Annotated in this window: 19 protein-coding genes and 1 tRNA gene; 5 read left to right on the forward strand and 15 right to left on the reverse strand. The window is 38.8% G+C overall.

Annotation, left to right across the window (positions count from 1 at the left end; translation table 11 throughout):
- Positions 1-125 precede the first annotated feature (125 nt).
- A complete protein-coding gene (locus R8G33_05115; protein ID MDW3095038.1) occupies positions 126-1,106 on the reverse strand; it encodes an AraC family transcriptional regulator in 981 nt (326 codons plus the stop codon).
- Between the two features lie 165 nt (positions 1,107-1,271).
- Here R8G33_05115 and R8G33_05120 point away from each other — a divergent pair, with 165 nt between their 5' ends.
- Complete coding sequence (locus R8G33_05120) at positions 1,272-2,363, forward strand: integrase core domain-containing protein (protein ID MDW3095039.1); 1,092 nt, start codon at positions 1,272-1,274, stop codon at positions 2,361-2,363.
- 153 nt (positions 2,364-2,516) lie between these two features.
- Here R8G33_05120 and R8G33_05125 read toward each other — a convergent pair.
- The 6 genes from R8G33_05125 to R8G33_05150 form a co-directional block, all read right to left on the reverse strand.
- Positions 2,517-2,606 (reverse strand) — tRNA-Ser (locus R8G33_05125).
- A gap of 25 nt (positions 2,607-2,631) precedes the next feature.
- Positions 2,632-2,967: a DUF1820 family protein gene (locus R8G33_05130; protein ID MDW3095040.1), complete on the reverse strand. Its 336-nt coding sequence runs from the start codon at positions 2,965-2,967 to the stop codon at positions 2,632-2,634.
- 36 nt (positions 2,968-3,003) lie between these two features.
- A complete protein-coding gene (locus R8G33_05135) occupies positions 3,004-4,671 on the reverse strand; it encodes a diguanylate cyclase (protein ID MDW3095041.1) in 1,668 nt (555 codons plus the stop codon).
- Positions 4,672-4,733: 62 nt separating this feature from the next.
- Positions 4,734-5,426, reverse strand: a complete 693-nt coding sequence (locus R8G33_05140) for a response regulator transcription factor (protein ID MDW3095042.1) — start codon at positions 5,424-5,426, stop codon at positions 4,734-4,736.
- A gap of 39 nt (positions 5,427-5,465) precedes the next feature.
- Complete coding sequence (gene icd / locus R8G33_05145; GenBank protein MDW3095043.1) at positions 5,466-6,809, reverse strand: NADP-dependent isocitrate dehydrogenase; 1,344 nt, start codon at positions 6,807-6,809, stop codon at positions 5,466-5,468.
- Between the two features lie 198 nt (positions 6,810-7,007).
- On the reverse strand, positions 7,008-8,594 hold the full coding sequence (locus R8G33_05150; protein ID MDW3095044.1) for an isocitrate lyase: 1,587 nt from the start codon (positions 8,592-8,594) through the stop codon (positions 7,008-7,010).
- Between the two features lie 350 nt (positions 8,595-8,944).
- On the opposite strand from R8G33_05150, the gene rraA reads away from it, so the two are divergent.
- From rraA to R8G33_05165, 3 genes are all read left to right on the forward strand, one after another.
- Positions 8,945-9,421 carry a ribonuclease E activity regulator RraA gene (rraA, locus tag R8G33_05155; GenBank protein MDW3095045.1) on the forward strand — a complete coding sequence of 159 codons (477 nt, stop codon included), beginning with the start codon at positions 8,945-8,947 and terminating at the stop codon, positions 9,419-9,421.
- A 31-nt stretch (positions 9,422-9,452) separates the two neighbouring features.
- The gene (locus R8G33_05160; GenBank protein ID MDW3095046.1) at positions 9,453-10,406 is read left to right on the forward strand and encodes an MBL fold metallo-hydrolase; all 954 of its coding nucleotides are present in this window, start codon (positions 9,453-9,455) and stop codon (positions 10,404-10,406) included.
- 104 nt (positions 10,407-10,510) lie between these two features.
- The gene (locus R8G33_05165) at positions 10,511-12,976 is read left to right on the forward strand and encodes an MMPL family transporter (GenBank protein MDW3095047.1); all 2,466 of its coding nucleotides are present in this window, start codon (positions 10,511-10,513) and stop codon (positions 12,974-12,976) included.
- Positions 12,977-12,981: 5 nt separating this feature from the next.
- Here the strand turns inward: R8G33_05165 and R8G33_05170 are convergent, their stop codons facing one another.
- The 3 genes from R8G33_05170 to R8G33_05180 form a co-directional block, all read right to left on the reverse strand.
- Complete coding sequence (locus R8G33_05170) at positions 12,982-13,254, reverse strand: Rap1a/Tai family immunity protein (protein ID MDW3095048.1); 273 nt, start codon at positions 13,252-13,254, stop codon at positions 12,982-12,984.
- A 168-nt stretch (positions 13,255-13,422) separates the two neighbouring features.
- On the reverse strand, positions 13,423-13,866 hold the full coding sequence (locus tag R8G33_05175) for a DUF6174 domain-containing protein (GenBank protein MDW3095049.1): 444 nt from the start codon (positions 13,864-13,866) through the stop codon (positions 13,423-13,425).
- Between the two features lie 4 nt (positions 13,867-13,870).
- Entirely contained in the window at positions 13,871-15,577 is a 1,707-nt protein-coding gene (locus tag R8G33_05180; protein ID MDW3095050.1) for a M12 family metallo-peptidase, read from the reverse strand.
- Positions 15,578-15,823: 246 nt separating this feature from the next.
- Here R8G33_05180 and rrtA point away from each other — a divergent pair, with 246 nt between their 5' ends.
- Entirely contained in the window at positions 15,824-16,357 is a 534-nt protein-coding gene (gene rrtA, locus R8G33_05185) for a rhombosortase (GenBank protein ID MDW3095051.1), read from the forward strand.
- Positions 16,358-16,374: 17 nt separating this feature from the next.
- Here rrtA and R8G33_05190 read toward each other — a convergent pair whose 3' ends face one another.
- The 5 genes from R8G33_05190 to R8G33_05210 all read right to left on the reverse strand — a co-directional run bounded on the left by R8G33_05190 (position 16,375) and on the right by R8G33_05210 (position 21,537).
- Complete coding sequence (locus R8G33_05190; protein MDW3095052.1) at positions 16,375-17,184, reverse strand: ABC transporter ATP-binding protein; 810 nt, start codon at positions 17,182-17,184, stop codon at positions 16,375-16,377.
- Between the two features lie 88 nt (positions 17,185-17,272).
- Positions 17,273-18,616, reverse strand: coding sequence for an ABC transporter substrate-binding protein (locus R8G33_05195; protein MDW3095053.1), 1,344 nt, complete (start codon positions 18,614-18,616; stop codon positions 17,273-17,275).
- Between the two features lie 69 nt (positions 18,617-18,685).
- Positions 18,686-19,792 carry a branched-chain amino acid ABC transporter permease gene (locus R8G33_05200; protein ID MDW3095054.1) on the reverse strand — a complete coding sequence of 369 codons (1,107 nt, stop codon included), beginning with the start codon at positions 19,790-19,792 and terminating at the stop codon, positions 18,686-18,688.
- Positions 19,793-19,794: 2 nt separating this feature from the next.
- The gene (locus tag R8G33_05205) at positions 19,795-20,715 is read right to left on the reverse strand and encodes a branched-chain amino acid ABC transporter permease (protein ID MDW3095055.1); all 921 of its coding nucleotides are present in this window, start codon (positions 20,713-20,715) and stop codon (positions 19,795-19,797) included.
- A 33-nt stretch (positions 20,716-20,748) separates the two neighbouring features.
- Entirely contained in the window at positions 20,749-21,537 is a 789-nt protein-coding gene (locus R8G33_05210) for an ABC transporter ATP-binding protein (GenBank protein MDW3095056.1), read from the reverse strand.
- Positions 21,538-21,540: the final 3 nt, after the last annotated feature.

Below are 21,540 nucleotides of genomic sequence, written 5' to 3' on the forward strand. Positions count from 1 at the left end.
ACTTAAAATAGCTATAGTTATAGCTTAAATTCAAGCATTTAAGCACTATATGCATGACTTCAAAATTATTACAATTGTCATTACACGCCACTCTTAATTCAGCATATATAATTTTATAAGCTATACTATTGATCACGATAACTCATTGGCGTGACGCCGGTCCATCGCCGAAAAGCACGCATGAAATTGGGTGCATTTGCATAACCTAACTGCTCATAAATATCTTTGACTCTTAGCTCTGCATTCTCCAATAATTGAATGGCTTTAATAAACCTCCATTGATCAATCACTTTTGATATGGAAGTGCCTTCCTCAGAAAGCCTGCGTTGCATGGTACGCACAGGTGTTTCAGTTATTTGTGCTATGAGATTGAGATCGGCAATCAAATTTGGTTCTAACGAACTCAGTAAATTATCGATCTTACTTGCATAGGTTTTAAATTTTGGAAATTCTTCAACTAATTCGCTATGCACAGCTAGACCTAACATAGGCATAGTTAACATAGAAGTTGGAAAAACAATCGCAGTAGCAGTCTGACCTAATAGTATTTTTGTATGGCTGCTAGATGGTAATAGAACATCAAGATTAGGCGACGTATTACTTTGCAGATGAATTTCTAAAGGCGCCCAATCATTACCTGCCGCAAGTTGAAACCCCTTTAAAGCAAGCGCAAAACTTATAAAATCTGCTTGCTCTCTGCCATTTGATTGACTGTCAGTAAAACGCTGCCAATATTTAGATTTAATACCATTAATTTCGAATCCAGCTTGCTCATTAGTCGCTATCACACCATCATATTTTACTGCCAGTTGAATAGCAGAATACACATTCGGCCTATAAGCAATCATTTTACCCAGCTGAGATAATCTAGCCAGATGAATATAATTGCTAAATTGATCTAGCACATCAGCAATTCCTTCTTGACGATTAAGCTCATCAAAGAATGAATACATAGAATGTACAGGGACATAATTCTCAGAGTTTTCGAGATTAAATTTATTTAAGCTAGAAGAAATTAATAAATTACTAAGGTTAGCTCCAGCATCATTTACGCCTTCGAATATAGGCTTGATGAATCCTGCTTGCACTAAATGAAGTTGACCCATTAACGCTCCCGCAAAAAACTTTTTTATCCTTAGAAAGGATAGCAGTATTCACGATTTGTATACACACCAATATTATACGTATGCATGGCGAATTAGTATTTTGGCACAAATTAACTTGAATTCGCAGTCTTGTTCTCAATTAAAATCTATTTATGATAAGTCTGCATGAAGGATGCATTCTTACTTGCCATTCATTTGATTAGTTTAATCGTTCGCCTGCTCAAACCAGGCGGCATGAAAGCCGTTGCCGCTGAAAATCTATTACTCAAACAACAACTTCTTATTGTTCGCCGATCAAAATTAAAAGCACCCAACCTCACGACGAAGGATCGCTTCATCCTTGGATGGCTATCAATATTATTAACCCCTGCTCGTCTGGCTCGATCTGCAATTATCATTCGCCCCTCAACCCTACTCTCGTTTCACAAAGCCCTCGTCAAACGTAAATATCTACGACTCTTTTCTTCTACGGGTAAAGGAAAGCCAGGACCTAAAGGCCCTAACAGCGATTTGATCAAAGCCATTGTCGAAATTAAACAACGCAACCCCAGATTTGGTTGTCCTCACATTGCACATATAATTAACAATACTTTCGGTATCGATATCAACAAAGATGTTGTACGAAGAGTATTGATGAACCATTATCATCCACGCCCTAATGATAGAGGCGGTCCTTCGTGGCTATCATTTATTGCAAATATGAAAGACAGTTTATGGAGTATTGATTTATTTTGTTGTGAATCCATCACCCTGAAATCACATTGGGTACTCGTCGTCATGGATGTTTGGAGCCGAAAACTTGTTGGCCTTTCTGTTAATAATGGCCCGGTTGATGGTCCCACTCTTTGCAGAATGTTCAATCAGATCATTTCTAATAAAAGTACACCTCAGTATATAAGTTCAGATAACGATCCTCTTTTTCAATTTCATCGATGGAAAGCCAACCTTAGAATCCTAGAAATTGAAGAAGTGAAGTCCATTCCCTTTACTCCGATCTCACATCCTTATGTCGAACGAGTGATTGGAACTATAAGGCGCGAGTGCCTAGACCAAACATTATTTTGGAGTGATGTCGATCTACAGAATAAACTGGATGACTTTACGGACTATTACAACAATCATCGCGTGCATGCTTCGCTTAATGGCGAGATACCTGCTGAATTTGGTGAAGAAAGATTGCAATCAGTTGCAGGTCTAGGAAAGTTTAATTGGAAAACGCTTTGTCGTGGACTCGTGCAACTCCCAATTCCTGCTTAAATTACCAATTCGCCATGCACAGGAGACTTTTCACGAATTTTGCCCTGAATGCTTAAATCCCGGTGCGCTTAGATGGATTCGAACTGCGCAAACACTGCAGAAATAGGCTATTTTTCATGAATTTACGAAGTCTCCGAACGGAGACAGACTCGGTGGCGGAGAGAGAGGGATTCGAACCCTCGGTACCGATTAAAGTACACACGCTTTCCAAGCGAGCACATTAAGCCACTCTGTCATCTCTCCTGATAGATTTGCTGATATTACTTCTTTAGGATTTATCTATGTCATTCCCTGCTGTGTATATAGTGCCTGGAAATTGCGTTACTTTAGAATCTATATCGGAAATTTTAGAAACTCCCTGCTTTTCAACTTCATCGATTCTAATGATAGAGTGCATAGGAATATAGCATCTCTTCACTGAATCGAATTCAGTTTTTAATTTTTCCTCTCCAGGATCAACTACCACTGAGTCACGATCACTAAAAGTGATTTGCTCAATTGTAATAAAGCCATACATATCTGACTGATAAACCTCTCTGGCAAAAACTTCATATACTTTACCTTGATTATGGAATATCACTTTAAAAATTTCTTCACTTGCCATGTCTAATTTCTTTCTTCCCTTTATAATAGCTAAACGTTAAGCAATACCTGCAACTAACATATTTCTACCTGCTACTTTGGCTTCATATAATTTCTTATCTGCTTCAACTATCAATGTTTCAATATCCAGCGGTTCAGTAGGACGTGCTGCAATCAAACCAAGACTAATTGATACTCGCACATCTGCATTATTTACTTTTATATTATGAGCAACTAGATTTTTTCTAATCATATCTAATACTAAGTAGGCGCTATCTAAATCTGTATCTGGTAGAAGAACCAAAAATTCATCACCCGCATATCTGCCCACTACATCAGAGCGGCGCAAACGATTGTTTAAATAATCCGAGATGTGTCGTAAAACATAATCACCGACCACATGGCCATTTTCATCATTGATTTGCTTAAAGTGATCGACATCAATCATAGCCAAGCAAATACTTTCTTTTCTACGAATCGATAAACTAATTTCTTCATTCGCGCGCTCCAAGAATGCATCTCTATTCAGAGCTCCTGTTAATGAATCCATAATAATCAGATGATTCGCTCTTCTAAAACGTAAGATTCTTTGCTTTAGAATCAGGAATTGCTCATTTTGCAACTCATGCCCAAAAATACAATCATCAGCCCCAGCATGTAATGCTTCTAATTTTGCTTGATTATCCTCATCTTCCATCAGGAAGATAATTGGCATATTGAAATGCGACTCATGCAATCGAATGATACGCGCGCCATCCCGCCAATATGAATCATCTTTATCGTGTGCAATAAGAATCAAATCTGGTTTAAAGTTAACAAGTTCATCAACAATACCATCAATCATACTAATAGAACGACATTTTATGTTTTCGCATAATAATGCTTTCTCTATATAAGAAATACGCTTTTTATCTTTATCTATTAACAATACTCGACAACCATTACTACCACGGGACTCAAGTACAACATCCAAAGTGGAACTGAAATTATGAGCATTAATAGGAGTTGCGAAAAATGCTTCTGCTTCAAATTTTGCGGCCATTTTTCGTGTTTCAACATCATCTCTACGCGAGATCACCACAAATGCTGGCAGTTGGTTTTCAACTGCTTCAAATGCGTCTTTAGTTTTCTTATTAAGTTTAATCTGATTCGCATCACCTAGATCTAATACCACAATAGATGGTGCAACTGTTTGTGCCATTGCTTGCGCACGCTCTATGGTACTAAATGCAATGACAGTAAAGCCTCGCGTCTCAAGCAAATTCGACAGCAACGATAATTCTACAGAACGATGACTAACAATAAATATTACCAACTCTCGATGCGACAATTGCAATGCATCTAGTCGAGGAATTTTATCTTCTTCCTCATCACTGAAATTATAGTTCAGCAGTTGATTCTCCAACATATCAACTAATTGCTGAACCAGATTACCAGTAATTTGTTTATCTTTAACCCAAGTGGCTTTCTCATCAAGTATTTCGACAATTTTTTCTTCTACTTTTTTTGCCAATACATGAATATCATCAAAATCATGTGAACCACTAGAACCAGCTATTTTGTGTACTAGTACTCTTAGTGTTGAAAGTGGCTCAATATATTCTTGCGTAGAATTCAAATCAGCCCAACATTGCCTAAGGTCTTGAATTTTTTCTGGAAATGACTCTACATATATTTCGCGTATCCGCTCGAACTTTTCATTCTCCAGCGGCTTTAAATCTTTCACGTTCGAACCCCCATAGCTATGAAAATCATAACTCGCATCTATAAAAATTTTTGCAGCAATATTTAAGTTGGCATTTCACTTTTCTCAAGACGATAACCGTGCTGATAGATAGATGTTAACTTCCAGCCATTTTCTGGCCCAATAATCAATTTGCGTCGCAAGCGACTGACATGAGTATCTACAGTTCTCGTATTCACTTCAGCACTTCTTCCCCACACAGTTTCTAATATATATCCCCTAGACAAAACACGACCAGCATTCCTAAAAAGAAATAAAGTCAGTTCAAATTCTTTGCGTGTAATCTCAATATTTTCACCATTCAATTTTACTGTCTTTGATGAGCGCTGTAGTGTATAGGGAATAAATTCTAGCTCATCTTCTGAAGTGCCTTGTTGAGAACGACGACTAATTGAGTATATGCGTGCAAGCATTTCAGCTCGTTTAACTGGTTTTGACATATAGTCATCCGCACCTCCCTGCAACGCCTGCACTACATCTTCTTCTTTTTCTTTTTGAGTAATAAAAAGTACAGGAATTCGCCAATCCAAAGAATCGCGAACCCATTGAAGCACCTCCAAACCATTCATATCAGGAACTAACCAGTCAAGAATCAGTAAATCAAAACTCTCATGAAGCAATGACATAGTCATGTCTTTCCCTGATGCAAACACAGTACAATTATGGTCAGCATCTTCTAGCCATGCTTTTAATAATGTAGATTGATCTTGATCGTCTTCTAGTAAAGCTATATGCATTATAAATTTGATCGGTTAAATTGGTGCTACTTACATTTTTTATTTCATGTGAGAAATAATAGCCTCACTAAATCCTGATGTTGTCACTAATGTTGCCCCTGGCATTAGCTCTTCTAGCTGTTGCTCGATATCTTTAGCACTAGATGGCTTCGCTTTAATTTTAGTCGACATGCCTGCACGCGCACGTGCCAAGTCATAGGTTACAGTTTTTGCAGCAATTGCTCCACCGACTCCTTTCAAAATGAGATCTGCTGCGGCTTCCCAACCCATGTAGCGTAACATCATTTCAGCAGACAATATTATGGAACCAGGATTAACACGGTTTTTACCGGCATATTTTGGTGCGGTTCCATGAGTAGCCTCAAACACAGCAACCGAGTCGGCTATGTTCGCCCCTGGTGCAATACCTATTCCGCCCACCTGTGCAGCAAGAGCATCTGATATGTAGTCACCATTAAGGTTTAAAGTAGCAATGACATCGTATATTTCTGGTTTTAAAAGTATTTGTTGCAAGAAATTATCTGCAATAACATCTTTTATAATAATTTTCCGCTTTGTTTTGGGATTAATCAGCTGGCACCATGGACCGGAATCTATAAGTGTAGCTCCAAACTCATTCTGAGCTAATTCGTAGCCCCAATTACGAAACGCCCCTTCGGTAAATTTCATAATATTGCCTTTATGCACCAGAGTGACTGAACTCCTATCATTATCAATCGCGAATTGAATGGCTTTTCGAATTAAACGTTCTGAACCCTGCTGAGAAACCGGCTTAATACCAATACCTGACGATTCAGGGAAACGGATTTGATCAACCTTCATCTCATTAATAAGAAAATCCAACACTTTTTGTACTTCAGGAGATTTTGAAGCCCATTCGATACCTGCATAGATATCTTCTGTATTCTCACGAAATATGACCATATTTGTGGTCTCGGAATCCTTCATTGGCGTTGGCGTACCTGGAAAGTAGCGAATCGGGCGTACACACGCATATAAATCCATCTCTTGCCGTATTGCCACATTTAATGAGCGCATACCCTCACCAACAGGTGTTGCTAGCGGTCCTTTAATAGAGACAACATAGTCTTGCATAGCCCGGAGCGACTCTTCAGGCAGCCAAACATCTTGGCCATATAGTTTATTGGCTTTTTCCCCAGCGAAGATTTCCATCCAAACAATGGAGCGCTTACCTTGATAGGCATGCTCTACTGCAGAGTCAACCACACGACGCATAGCAGGTGTAACATCAATACCAATGCCGTCTCCTTCAATATAAGGAATAATTGGGCAATCTGGAACTTGTATAGAACTATCAGGATGGATGGTTATTTTTTCACCATCTGAAGGCGGTTGAATATGCAAGAATGAATCAGTTGTCATATTTTATTCCCGTGATTTACCACATGCTTAGTATTGTAGAAATACAACAATTACCAATGGAATAAGTGTATACGAAAACTGGGATGCTAGCTGAGATCCAGACATAGACATCAGCTAGACTTTCAAGTAATTACTCGGAACGGAAGCGCCGCAAGAAAAATAAGCTAGTATTGAACTTCTCTTCTTCTATAGTACCCGTTAAAACTGGTTAGACGTATTTTTCTCACCAGCCGCTTTCAGCGCATTTTCACCGGCAAAGTATTCTTTATGGTCATCACCCATATCAGAACCTGACATGTTTTGATGTTTAACACAGGCAATACCTTGACGAATTTCTTTACGCTGCACGCCTTCAACATAACCCAACATCGCTTGGTCACCAAAGTATTCTTTAGCAAGATTATCAGTGGATAATGCAGCAGTATGGTAAGTCGGCAATGTAATCAAGTGATGGAAGATACCCGCATCACGAGAGGAGTCTGCTTGGAAACTTCGAATTCTGTTATCGGCAAGAGTAGCTAACTCAGTATCATCATACTTAGCATTCATCAAATCAGCACGATCATAGCTAGAGACATCTTTACCTTCTTCAACCATTGCGTCATAGGTTTGTTGGCGGAAGTTTAAGGTCCAATTAAATGATGGGCTATTATTATAAACAAGCTTAGCGTTTGGTATTTCTTTACGCACACCATTCATCATAGCCGCAATGTCTTTAACGCTTGGTGTGGCAGTTTCAATCCAAAGCAAGTCTGCACCAGCTTTAATAGCCTCAATACAGTCAAATACACAACGCTCCGGGCCTGTGCCTTTACGAAACTCGTATAAACCTGAAGGTAGTCGCTTAGGGCGAAGAAGCTTGCCGCCTCGATTAATGCATACATCGCCTTCAGCCATATCACCGACACCAATTTCTTCTACATCTAAGAATGAATTATAAACGTCACCTTGATCACCCGGCTCTTTAACCACAGCGATTTCTTTAGTTAAGCCAGCACCTTCAGAGTCAGTACGTGCAACAATAATACCATTATCAATTCCTAGCTCTAAGAAAGCATAACGGCATGCTCGAATTTTTGCGTGAAAATCATCATGAGGAACGGTAACTTTACCGTCTTGATGACCACACTGCTTCTCATCGGCCACCTGGTTTTCAATTTGAAGTGCGCAAGCACCCGCTTCGATCATTCTCTTAGCGAGTAGGTAAGTCGCTTCTTCATTACCAAAGCCTGCATCAATGTCAGCAATAATTGGCACAACGTGCGTTACGTGATTATCAATTTTATCTTGGATTGCTGCTTTATCAGCGTCACTAGTTGCTGCGTCTAACTCGCGGAAAAGACCACCTAGCTCACGTGCATCGGCTTGACGCAAGAAGGTATAAAGTTCTTCAATTAATGCAGGGACCGAAGTTTTTTCATGCATTGATTGATCAGGCAACGGACCAAATTCACTGCGTAGTGCAGCAACCATCCACCCAGAAAGATATAAGTAACGTCGGTCTGTGTTGCCACCAAAATGTTTCTTGATAGAAATCATTTTCTGTTGACCAATAAAACCATGCCAGCAGCCAAGAGATTGAGTGTACTTAGAGCTATCAGCATCATATGCAGCCATATCTCTGCGCATAATGTCTGCAGTATATTGAGCAACATCTAAGCCTGTTTTAAATTTGTTCTGTGCTCGCATACGGGCTACTGATTCAGGGTTAATAGCATCCCAAGAGCTACCTGCTTTTTCTTTTATTGCTCTAACTGCTTCAATAGCACTTTGATAATTTGACATATCTCGATCTCCAATAGTTTTATAAATTCTTCTATGGTCTTATTAGCTTTAGCACTAGTAGTTAAATGTGTATGTCTGATGCAAGTACACTAAAAATATCTGTGCATTAGCCTAGCTAGCCACCCTCGTCCTGGAGGATGCCCAAAAAAAGGTTCCGTATATTAGCAAATACTTTTAAACGAGTCTTGTGATATCTAACCCATATCGGTACATTTATATGATGCCCCTTGCCTGCACCCTATTGGGCCCCTATTATTCAAACACCTAGTTAATCACCAGTCTAAATTATTTGCCTTATCAGGCTCCTATATAATATAAAAATTAACATAAATTACAAAGGCTTACAGAACATGTTTAAGACAGCAGATTTATGTGACGATCATTCCGATTCGTTATCTATTGCTCAACCTCTGTTTCAAGATTATGGGAAAAATATTTCCTTCAGCGGTGAAATCTCAACCGTAAAATGCTTCGAAGATAACTCACTGGTCAGAAAGCAACTAGAACAGGACGGCAAAGGCCGGGTATTAGTCGTTGATGGCGGCGGTTCTACTCGATGTGCCATGGTTGGCGATATCCTGGCTCAAATGGGAGCAGATAATGCGTGGAATGGGATCATTGTCTATGGATGCATCCGTGACTCTGGCGTCATCGCCACTATTGGTATTGGCGTCAAAGCCATAGGCACGCTACCTTTAAAAAGTGTTAAAAAAGGTGAAGGTGAAATTGATATTCCAGTTCACTTTGCTGATGTTGATTTTATTCCCGGCCAGTTTGCTTATGCTGATGAAGACGGCATTATTTTATCGTCGACTAAACTCATCTAATTTATAAACATATAACCAGTAGATCCTAATTGTGAAAAATTTTGCCGAATCATTAGCATTCGACATTCATTGTATAGATGTCGATTATATGCGCCCGCGTTTGGCATGTAGCTACCTAGTAATCCATCAAGGTAAAGCAGCCTTTATTGATTGTGGCACTAGTCTCACCGTGCCTCGCCTATTATCTGTATTACATGAGTGCAAACTCGACCTTACTGATGTTGAATATGTCATCCCTACACATATTCATTTAGATCATGCTGGAGGTGCAGGAGTTCTGATGCAGAAGTTTCCAAATGCTAAACTGGTTGTTCATCCAAAAGGTGTTCGACACCTTATTGACCCACAACGTTTAATTGATAGCGTACGACAAGTGTATGGTGATGAACTTTATGATTCTTTATACGGAGAAATCATTCCAGTTGATGAGCATCGTGTTATTGCTGCAGAAGATAATTACTGCATCGATCTAAATGGCCGATCCATACAAGTTGCAGATACGCCGGGACATGCTCGCCACCATTTCTGTCTATATGATGAACTCAGTAATGGTTGGTTTACTGGAGATACATTTGGCCTCTGTTACCCTGACATTAGCATCAGCACAGGACACTACTTATTACCTACAACATCCCCTGTCCAATTTGAACCCGACGCATGGCAACAGACTATAAAACGGCTGTTAGAGAAAAACCCACAACGGATGTATCTGACACATTTCGGCATGGTTGAAGATGTACAACAACTTGCAAATAAACTCAGCCAAGACTTAGTTGCATACACCGAGATTGCTTTATCACAAAAGAATCAAAATCATCGTGTTGATAAGCTAAAAGAATCACTAACTCAATATACATTGAATGAATTACGTGAGTTAAAGTGCTCACAAGAAGAAGCAATAATACTTGAACTCCTCAAAACCGACATCACGCTTAATGCTCAAGGCTTAGATGTCTGGCTACAACGCCAAGAAAAATCAAAATAATTGATTAACATTGTGGCTGTTTAAATAGATGCTAACACACTAAATCGGTACAATTATGCAACTAATCACTCAATCAAATAAATTCTCATACAGACATCTAGCTTATGCTCATTAAAGCCATCCTAAAAAAACCGATTGTTGCGTTGATTTTGATAATTGCAGTAGTAGCAAGTTTATCTATCAATATCCAATATATTAATATTGACGCATCACCTGACTCTCTATTATTAGACAGTGACCCTGATTTAGAATTTTACCGTGAGGTACACAGAGAATATGGCTCCGATGAATACATTATCGTCGGCTTTCAGCCTACTAAAGACCTATATCAACAAGAAACAATTGAATTCATACAAAAATTAACTGAAGAATTAAAAACAGCTCCAGGTATTTCAGGCGTTAATAGTATTACTAATGTTCCTCTTTTGCAGCAGTCTCGCAGCAAAGGTGAAGATGGTGTATCTGCTTTTCAGAATTTAATTAATCCAAACGTTGACATAGCCAGCGCCGCAGAAGAATTTGCTACAAGTCCGATCTACTCTTCTAACCTGGTTAGTCTTGATACCAAATCAACAGCAATAAAAGTTGACATCCAAAAGAACCAAGAATTGGTTTCACTTATACAACAAAAATATATCCTATTAGATCAGCTAGACGACTCAGCCAATCATGAAAACCAAGCGTTAGAAAATCAGCTAGATGATATTAATTCCAATATACCGATACAAAGAGCCATTATTAATCAGCGCTATAAAGATGCATTAGAAGACATACGATTAACGATAAGTAATTATGATGATCAAGGTAAATTTTATTTGGCTGGCGCACCATTAATTGCTAACGATATAAAAACATTTATCAATAACGATGTTCGTGTATTTGGTATCAGCATGATCGCTATAATGTTTATTGTATTATTTCTGTTTTTCCGCAGACTATCCTGGGTACTTTTATCTTTGGTTTGTGCATTTTTAAATGTACTTATGGTTTCTGGTTTAATTGGATTATTTGGATTGCAACTGACTATTATTTCTTCAAATTTTGTTGCTCTATTAATTATATTTTCTATCACACTCTCTATTCATGTAATCATCCGCTACCAAGAAGTATCAAGCAAAAACCCAGATGACTTAGACAACAATCTTGCAAACGCCGTAAAACAGATTGCCACGCCTTGCATTTACATGGTAGCCACATCAGCGATAGCATTTATTTCCTTAATTGTGAGCGATATTCAGCCAGTGATATTTTTTGGTTTGATAATGGTAATGGGATTACTATGCGCATTCTTACTGACTTTTACTGTGCTGCCTATTTTAATCCACTTATTTAAACCTATAGTTAATACCAGCCAAAGCAAAAACTCCTCAAGCATTCTGAATGACATACTAAACGTAATAAGACAAAGCAAACCAGTAATGGCTTCGTCTATTTTCTTAATTGCAGCAATAAGCATTTATGGCATTACACAAATAACTGTTGAGAATAGATTCATTGATTACTTCAAGGCCGACACCGAGATATATCAAGGATTAATATTTATCGATCAAGAACTAGGTGGCACAGTTCCTCTTGAGATCTTATTAGAGGCACCCGAAAAAAATATAGATGACAATGAGGAATTGGAAGAAGACGATGAATTTGCCGATTATCTAGAAGAAGAAGAGGACAGCTTCACGCAACAAAGTTACTGGTATAACAGACGAGGCATCAATAAAGTCAAGACTGTTCATGATTACCTTGAAAGCCTAGATCAAGTTGGCAAGGTATTATCAATCTCCAGCACTGAAAAAGTATTTCGTCAGTTAGCTAAAGGCGAAGAGCTAGAAGATTTTCACTTAGCTCTGATCCACAAAAAAGTACCTGAAAACATTAAAGATGTATTAATAAATCCATACATTTCCAAACAAGGCAACCAAGCAAGAATAGTTGCAAGAATTAAAGATTCCGATCACACGCTAATACGTAATGACTTATTAAACAAAATCGATAGCGATATTAATGCTAATTTAATTAGCAATGGCGAGAGTATTCGCCTAAGCGGGATCAGCGTGCTATATAACAACGTCTTACAAAGCTTATATCAATCACAGATACTCACATTAGGAACAGTATTTATATGCATACTGATAATGCTGCTAATATTATTCAGAAGTTTTTCATTAGCGGTAATAGGTACACTACCAAATATATTCACTGCATTTTTTATATTAGGAGCAATGGGTTTACTCAAGATTCCTCTAGATATTATGACCATTACAATTGCTGCGATCACTATTGGTATCGGTGTTGATTATGCAATTCATTACATTCATCGCTTCAAAAAAGAAATTAACAATGGCGCAAACTATCAACAAGCTATAGGCACAGTACAATTAACAGTAGGTAAAGCCTTATATTACACATCAATTACTGTAACTTTAGGCTTCATTATTCTGGTTACCTCAAGCTTCAAGCCTTCAATATACTTTGGTTTATTTACCAGCATCGCAATGATTGTTTCACTACTTGCAACTTTCACCATTATTCCTCTGCTAATTAATTGGATAAAACCCATAAAATTAACATAGCAGCATTAAGACCCTTCACATGAGTATTGCTGTTGAAGCACGTCAACCAACACATATGTCGCGCTACGCTCATCTGATTCCGCACTACTTTCCACCTCAAGCACATATTGATTAACCACGTCATTCAAATTAATCTTAGCTCTATCACATAAGCGCCCTGACAAATCCATAATCTCAATACCAGAAGCAATGTAACCAGAACATATACCGGCCTCTAACTGTTTTACCGGAGTCTTCAACTCAATCAACTTTATATACTCACGACAGTATTCAGCCATTGTGTCTGCCTGATAAAATGAAGCCAAACTTTGAGATGTAAAAAAAAGAAATATTATCGAGAAAATAATTGCAGAATAATTGCAAGGATACGCATACATAATATAGAAAACGCCTCTGTTGATTATTACCTAACAGTAGCAGAATATGACTGTTCTGAAAATTAAATGTTATCGCTTAACCACATCATAAAAAAAAACAGACATTTCATCGTCTGCACGACGTTTATGCATATCTATTTTAATGCTAACAGGGTAACCAAGTTTGTTATCGTATTGCACATCGATAGTGCTGTTTTCATTGTTAGCAACGCTTGATATTTTATCAAACCACTCTGAGATAGTGAGAAAACTATCTATAACTTTATCTGGGACTTTTTCATCCGAATTTAGATATAAAGCAGACACAACTTCTCCATTCACCACCGACACTTGAGTCATTTTCATATACTCAGGCGAACAGAAACAACTTTTTTTTATCGTATAAATATAGCTACTGAAATTTAACGCATCCCACTTTTCTTTATTTTTAACATTCCCAGCAGTAACCTTTTCACAAGCTACTGCAGGTACAAATACACATAAAATTATCACGTAAAAAAAGCACTTAGACATTTTTTTAATTTCTAGCTCTACTACATACATATACACCAAGCATGAATAAAGTAAATAGTATTCCTTGACTGCCACCACCACCTTCTTCAGCAATATTGTTGGTATTATTAGTAGGAGTGTTCGGAATTGAAGGTGGTGGAGAAGTACTACATATTGCATTATTACCAGCAATGCTGCATGTGCTAACTAATATATTATTAAACGAGTTTACTTCCTGCACATCTGCTGTATCTTCATTAATATTTTGGGTAAGCGTGATACTGCTTGCTGCAGCATTTACTCTCATGTTTGCTATTACTGGAAATGATATTGGCGGATTAGCAATAATACAGCTATATGAACCGCCACCTGCAGCAACTGTACAGTTAACACCATTTGCTATCACGCTCATCAGTACTCCTTCTGCGGGATTGATGGAACCTGTTAAATTTATTCTGTCTACTGCTTTAAAGCCATTTAATGTAGTCGCAGTAAATGATGATGTGAAATCTAAATTTGCATTAAGTATCCCACCATTACCAGAATTTTCAATAATTGAAACATCTACAGGAAAATCCATACACAATTCAGGTGTAACAAGTGCTGAAATTGTTGCCTCAATATCTTCTGCACTACATGAAGAGAAGTTAGTTAAGTTGAATGCCGGGTTAATAATTGGAGACATAATAAATGTGGAACTGGGACACAATACATTTGCACCTGGTCCATCATGATCTGATCCCAAGTTATGCGCTAATTCATGCGCCACAACCACAGCAGTAAGTGCAATATTTGGCGTGGCAAGGTTGTCGAAAAAAATACTTGATGTTCCAGTACTAAAGCCATTTGCTTCACAAACACTACCCAGATAAGCGACACCCAATGTACCTCCATTGAAATCGCGACCAGTGACTACATGTGTTAAAGCATTATTATTTGTAATGAAGGGTATTAGTGCATTATTTTTCTTCATCTCTATATCATCTAGTAGCACACCAGCATCTAATACTGGGCTTGCTGCAACACTTGTACTAAACAAATCATCTGTTAACATTTCTACTGTAATAGCATCAATAGAAATTTTCAGATCATTCATGTAATGACCATCTACTATATTTAATATAGACATTGCCTGAGCTGTCGCTTGACCTCCAAATACAGCTTGAAATTCTAAATCGAATGCAATTTCTATTTCTGCTATCACGCAAATACCATTTACTTCTTGGCTACAGAATTGAGCAAAAGTAGCTGACAATGGTGATGGAGATGATGCAGACGTCATACCGCTAGTTGCTGATAACTGTGCCACATGATCCAACATTGTGTCTGTACCATCACCACGCCCACATGTTCCTTGAAGGCCATCCATTTCAGCAACTGGCTTAGAGTTCATGACCTCATTGGTTGTAGCAGCTGCTGCTCCAATGGGTACTACTTGATGTTGAATTATGTGCATGGCGTTATTTACCGCGACAATGCCTTGCCATTGCCCATCGACTAGCGATACGCGCACCCAACTATTATTTTCATTTTGCAATACACCAACATAGTGCTTGCCACTTAGTTCTTCATCAATTCCAGAAATTTTCGATGCAAGATTTGAATTCTCAGAAATAACGGCTTGGTATGTTAGGCCTTGTATGTCAACTTGAAGTTGCATCTCTTCAGCTGCATATAATAATTGTGTATAAATAAGTATCAGAGTAACTAATGCAACATGAATTAATCGCATAATTGGGCGAGTCTCCTAGTGACATTGGAAGTAATTTGATGCCGTCAAATAATGTGAAGAGGATCTAATATTTAGAGAGAAAATCGTCTACATCGAGACAGAAGGTATAAAAAAAGGGATCAGCAGCATCAGTAATATCGAGACAAATGAGTAATTTAGTTTATTAATTGCATACAATTAGCATCAGCCATGCTTACTTTTCCTCACAAATCAATATTTGGAATTATTCTGGTTTGTTTCATTTTCATGTTACTACCAACGAATGTTCAAAAATTTTTCTACCTTAATATAGAAAGTTTTAAACAAGGAGAATATTGGCGCTTCCTATCTGCACATTTAATTCATTACTCATGGATGCACTGCATTAGCAATGTTGCAGGCTTAGTACTTTTAATAACAATATTCAAAAATTCCAAACTATATATATACTGGTTCTTGGCATCTGTTGTTATCGCCATCGCAGTAAGTAGCGGACTGATAATTTTTAGTAATCGGCTTATGTGGTATGTAGGATTTTCAGGTGTATTAACAGGCTTATATGCATACGCATCAATAAAAACATATAGCGAGAATATTAAATTATCAATGGTAGTATTAATAACACTATCCATATACGTGACAATACAGATACTACAAGGCGAGCTGATCAGCTCTATATTAATTCCTGATTTAAAAGCATCGTCATATGCTCACGCATACGGTTTATGTGCTGGAACTTTATTTGGAATTTTTGATAACTTTATTACTAACCACAAGGTCAAAGTTAGTACTGACAGGTAGTCAGATTATTTATAGGTCTATACCATGCAGGGCTTTCTGCGGTGATAGTACTTAACATCACTAAAGCTAACATCTTCAGCTCCACCACCCATATACATATCTTTAACGCTATCTGATTCAGATAATTCTTTTGCAGATCCTTTTAACACTACGCGGCCATTCTCAATAATATAACCTGTCTTAGCATATTTAAGCGCTATATTTGCATTTTGCTCTGATACCAAGAAGCTCACACCGTCCTGTTCGTTTAATGTTTTTACAATTTCAAATATTTCTTCAATTAACTGAGGAGCAAGACCCATAGAAGGCTCATCCAATAAAATCAAATTAGGCCTAGCCATCATAGCTCTACCCATAGCAACCATTTGTTGCTCACCACCAGAACACAGCCCACCTAAGTTCTTTCTGCGGTCTCTGATACGCTTGAATCTATCATAAACGTATTCTAAATCTTGTTTAACCGACGCAGAGTCTGCATTTCGAATAAATGATCCGGTTAAAAGATTTTCTTCTACTGTTAAGTGGCCAAAAATATGCCGGCCTTCCAATACTTGTACAACACCTGTTTTCACCATGTCATATGCCGACATAGTTTTTATATCAACACCGTTATACTCAATTGAGCCTTTGCTAACTTCACCACGTTCTGCTTCTAATAATCTTGAAACAGCTTTACATGTCGTTGTTTTACCAGAACCGTTAGCACCCAGCAGTGAAACAATCTCACCTTTTTGAACTTCTATAGATACACCGTGCAATGCTGAGATGACACACGCATAAAGAACTTCAATATTTTTAATCGCTAGTATGGGTGTTTCGGTACTCATTTTTTAACCTTATTTATGTCTTTAAATTAACCTACCGGACCATTATAGATCCGGTAGGGAAATATACTCTTACGACTAGGTCTCGATCTTAAAGGTCGAAGTCATCGTCGTTGTTGCTTGCATCACAAGGACGTCTCTCGATGCCATTGTCTGCTGCATACTTCTCTGCACCTGCATCAATGATTGCTTGTGATAATGGTACATCACCTTCAATCCAATCTGACACAATGTTCCACTGACGTGCACTCGCATCCCATTGCTGGAATTTCGCTAAGTGACCGCCTACATGGTCCATACAGCTCAAGTTCAACTCAGGCACTAAGCCAGTTGCGCCTAACTCTTCAATGCGTGCTGCAGTTAGAGTTAAGTTCTCAAAGCCCCAACGAGCTTCTGAGCTAGTTAACGCACGGTTACCAAATCGCTCTTGAGCAATTCTTAGTGCTTCTGTGTGAACAACACCAGCTAGTACACCTAAGTTCCAATATACAGAACCTAAACGTGACTTATCCTGAAGGTCGCCGTTACCTGCGCCATACACGTCAGAAATGATGTCTTGAACCACTTTGAAGTCTGTGCCCGCAGGGTGAGTTGTAATCGCTTGGTAGCCATCTGCTGCACTACCTGCTGGAATTACGTCCTCATCTGAGTTAGACCAGATGTTTCCGATTAATCGGCTTACTGGATAACCCATACGCTTAGCAGTCTGCATAGCCACTGGATTCATCACACCCCAGCCACGTAGTAATACGTAGTCAGGCTTTGATTTACGAATCTTCAACCATTGTGATTGCTGCTCGTTACCTGGGTGAGGTACTTCGATTGCTTCATGTGAACATCCGTGCTTCTCACACATGCTGTCCATGAAATCAATTGCTTCACGACCATACGGTGATCCGTGGAACAACATCGCAATCTTCTTACCTTTAAGATTGCTCATGCCACCTTCTAAACCACCAATGTAGTGCACCATAATTGAGTGCTCATCATATGTGTTGATGCCTGGCATAAAGTAGTATGGGAAAATATCGCCACGTTGACCGGCTGTTTTACCATGGTTCACTGCGATGATTGGCATCTTGTCTGCGCGACCTGTTTCGATCAATGCAGTTGAGATACCTACTGATAGTGGATCAAAAAATACAGCGCCACCTTCACGATCTTTCAATCGCTTGTAGCACTCTACTCCACGCTCTACTGAATACTCAGTTTCACACTCAGACCAAATTAGCTTAACTCCGCCGATACCGCCACGTGAGTTCAACAAATTATAATAGTCTAAGATTCCACCAAAATATCCTGTACCACCCGCTGCATATGGGCCCACACGATAACTTGGGATTGGAACGTACATCGTATCTTCTGCTACGACTACGCTACTGGTGCTGACCATCGCAAATAATGCGGCTGCCAGTATCATTACTCTCGTCTTCATATTTTTACTACTCCTTTAGGATGCTTTTTTGTGTTTCCCAACTACTTGTTCGGGAATTTATAATTCTGTTTACTTAGAGAATGGCCACACTCTTAATTTTTGTTTAGTGGTATTCCACAATGCTGCGAATCCACCTGGCTCTCTAATAAGTAGAACAATAATAATTGTTCCAACTACAATTTTAGAGTTGTTCTCTACGAATGCTGTATCCAGTGTACCGCCACCAAAGATTGCATCACCAAGTCGTGTCACTAATATTGGCCAGCCATATACGAAAATTGCACCTAGGAATGAACCTAGAATAGAGCCCAGTCCACCAACGATCACCATGAACATTACTAAGAATGATCTGCGCAGATTAAAGATCATAAAATCAAGATTGCCAATGTAGCAGTACGAATACATAGCACCAGCAACGCCACAATAGAATGTGCTAACAAAGAATGCCATTAGCTTTGTTTTTGCAACTGATATACCAATTACGTTCGCTGCAATATCCATATCACGCACTGCCATCCAATTCCGGCCAGTAGAGCTTCGTACCATATTCTTACAAGCAACGATTAATGCGATCGTGACTGTCAGAGTAATGATGTAACGCCCACGTGATGAATGCCAAAATGCATCATTAAGTGGAGTTAGCTCTTGGAATGGGAATACTTTGTAGTGAAATGGCGGTAAAGCAACAACACCAGAAGAGGTGTAATTCAAAAACCATGGATATGCATTAAATACCCACTCCGCGAAGAATTGAGCGGCTAATGTTGAAACGATTAAGTAAAAGCCTTTAATCCTTAGTGCCGGCAGTCCAAATATTATACCTACCAGACCTGCAATTATCCCTGCTAAAAAGAATGCGAGCGGGATGTACATAAAATCAACTCGTAGAATCAAGTTAAAGGCAGCAAATGCACCAAAGCACATAAATCCGGCTGTTCCTAAAGACAACTGCCCTGTATATCCAGTTGCTATATTTAATCCTAACGTGGCTACTCCAAGTACCATCATTGGAATAAATATGGCACTAAGCAAATAATCACTGGCTAACCAGGTCACCAGCCCGTACATAACAACCACAACAAACAATGTTGCTACAAAACGATCTTCCTTGAGTGGAAGCATGCGACGGTCGGCCGCAAAACTTTTTACTAATCTCCCTGCTTCACGATAATACATGCTTAAACTCTCTCAATTTCTTTCTCACCGAATATGCCGGTGGGTCGAATCATTAAAAATATCAGTGCAGTAGTATATGCCCACCAGTGCTCAATACCTTGGCCACCAAATAACTCAGCTAAATATATTTCGCCCAGTTTTTCACTCGCACCAATAATGAGTCCTCCCACAATGGCGCCTGGAATTGAAGACAAACCACCAATTAGAATGACTGGCAAACCTTTTAACACAGCAGCTGTTAATGTAAATGAAACACTGACACGATCACCCCATAAAAGGCCGGCAATCAGACATATGACACCTGTTACTGCCCATACAATGGCCCAAATACGATTAAGTGGAATACCGACAGCCATAGCAGCCATGTGATCATCTGATACTGCACGTAAAGATAACCCTGTTCTGGTGTACTGGAAGAATAACGTTAAACCCAGAATCATTGACCCCGCGATTACCGCAGCTGCAATATCAAATTGACTAATAATAATGTCTAGTCCTAGCCCCGGGAATTTATCGATTAAGAAAATTGGGTCGTTTGATATACCTAGATCTACACCATGTACAGCTGAATCCCATACACCTTGAGCTAATCCCTCTAAGAAGTAGTTCAGACCTACTGTTGCCATAAATAATGATAACAACGACTGGTTTGCTAAAGGCCGCATGACTGTTCTTTCAATAATAATCCCCATAACAACCATGATAACTAGCGTAATGGAGAACGCGACCCAGAAATTCACTTGTCGCTCAGTCATACTTACAAAAGTCAACGCTGCAAATAAAAGCATTGTTCCTTGAGCAAAGTTGAACACACCGGAGGACTTATAAATAAGTACAAAACCGATTGCTACCAAAGAGTACATTACCCCGGATAATAACCCTCCGACTAATACCTCAAGAAAAAACGGCAACCCTTCCCACATATCTTATTTTCCTCTATCCCTTAAACTAGGATTTTAATGACTAACACCTAAGTAGGCATCAATGACATCTTGATTATTCATCACTTCTTCTGGTGTTCCGTCACCAATTTTTTTACCGTAATCCATCACTACGACATGATCTGAGACATCCATGACAACTCCCATATCATGCTCAATTAACACAACAGTGGTTCCTAGATTCCTGTTGACCTCTTGTATGAAACAGGACATATCTAATTTTTCTTCCATAGTCATCCCTGCCATAGGTTCATCTAGCAACAACATTTTTGGTTGTGCTGCTAATGCACGCCCCAGTTCTACACGTTTTTGCAACCCATATGGCAACGAAGATACAGGCGTTTTACGAATTGACTGCAAACCCAAGAACTCAATAATTTTTTCAACTTCCTTTCTGCTTTCTAACTCTTCACGTCGTGCTCGCCCAATATTTAAAGCTGTTTCCCAGAAAGTCGCTTTCATGAAACTATTTCTGCCTGTCATAATGTTATCCAGAGTCGACATGCCAGCAAATAATGCGATATTTTGGAAAGTTCTACCAATCCCCATACTGGCCGCTGTACCGGGCTTCATTTTTTTAAACTGCTTACCTTCAAAAGTAATTGTGCCTTCTTGTGGAATGTAGACACCATTAATGACATTCAACATGGAACTTTTACCTGCCCCGTTAGGGCCAATTACCGCACATATTTCACCTTCATATACATTAAAGCTAATGTCAGTAATTGCCTTTACGCCTTTAAAAGACAGGCTAATATCATCTAGAACGAGGATAGGTTTTTTAGATTCTGTACTAGTATTCATCGT

It is taken from the genome of Gammaproteobacteria bacterium (assembly GCA_033344735.1).
Classification (GTDB): Bacteria; Pseudomonadota; Gammaproteobacteria; order UBA4575; family UBA4575; genus UBA1858.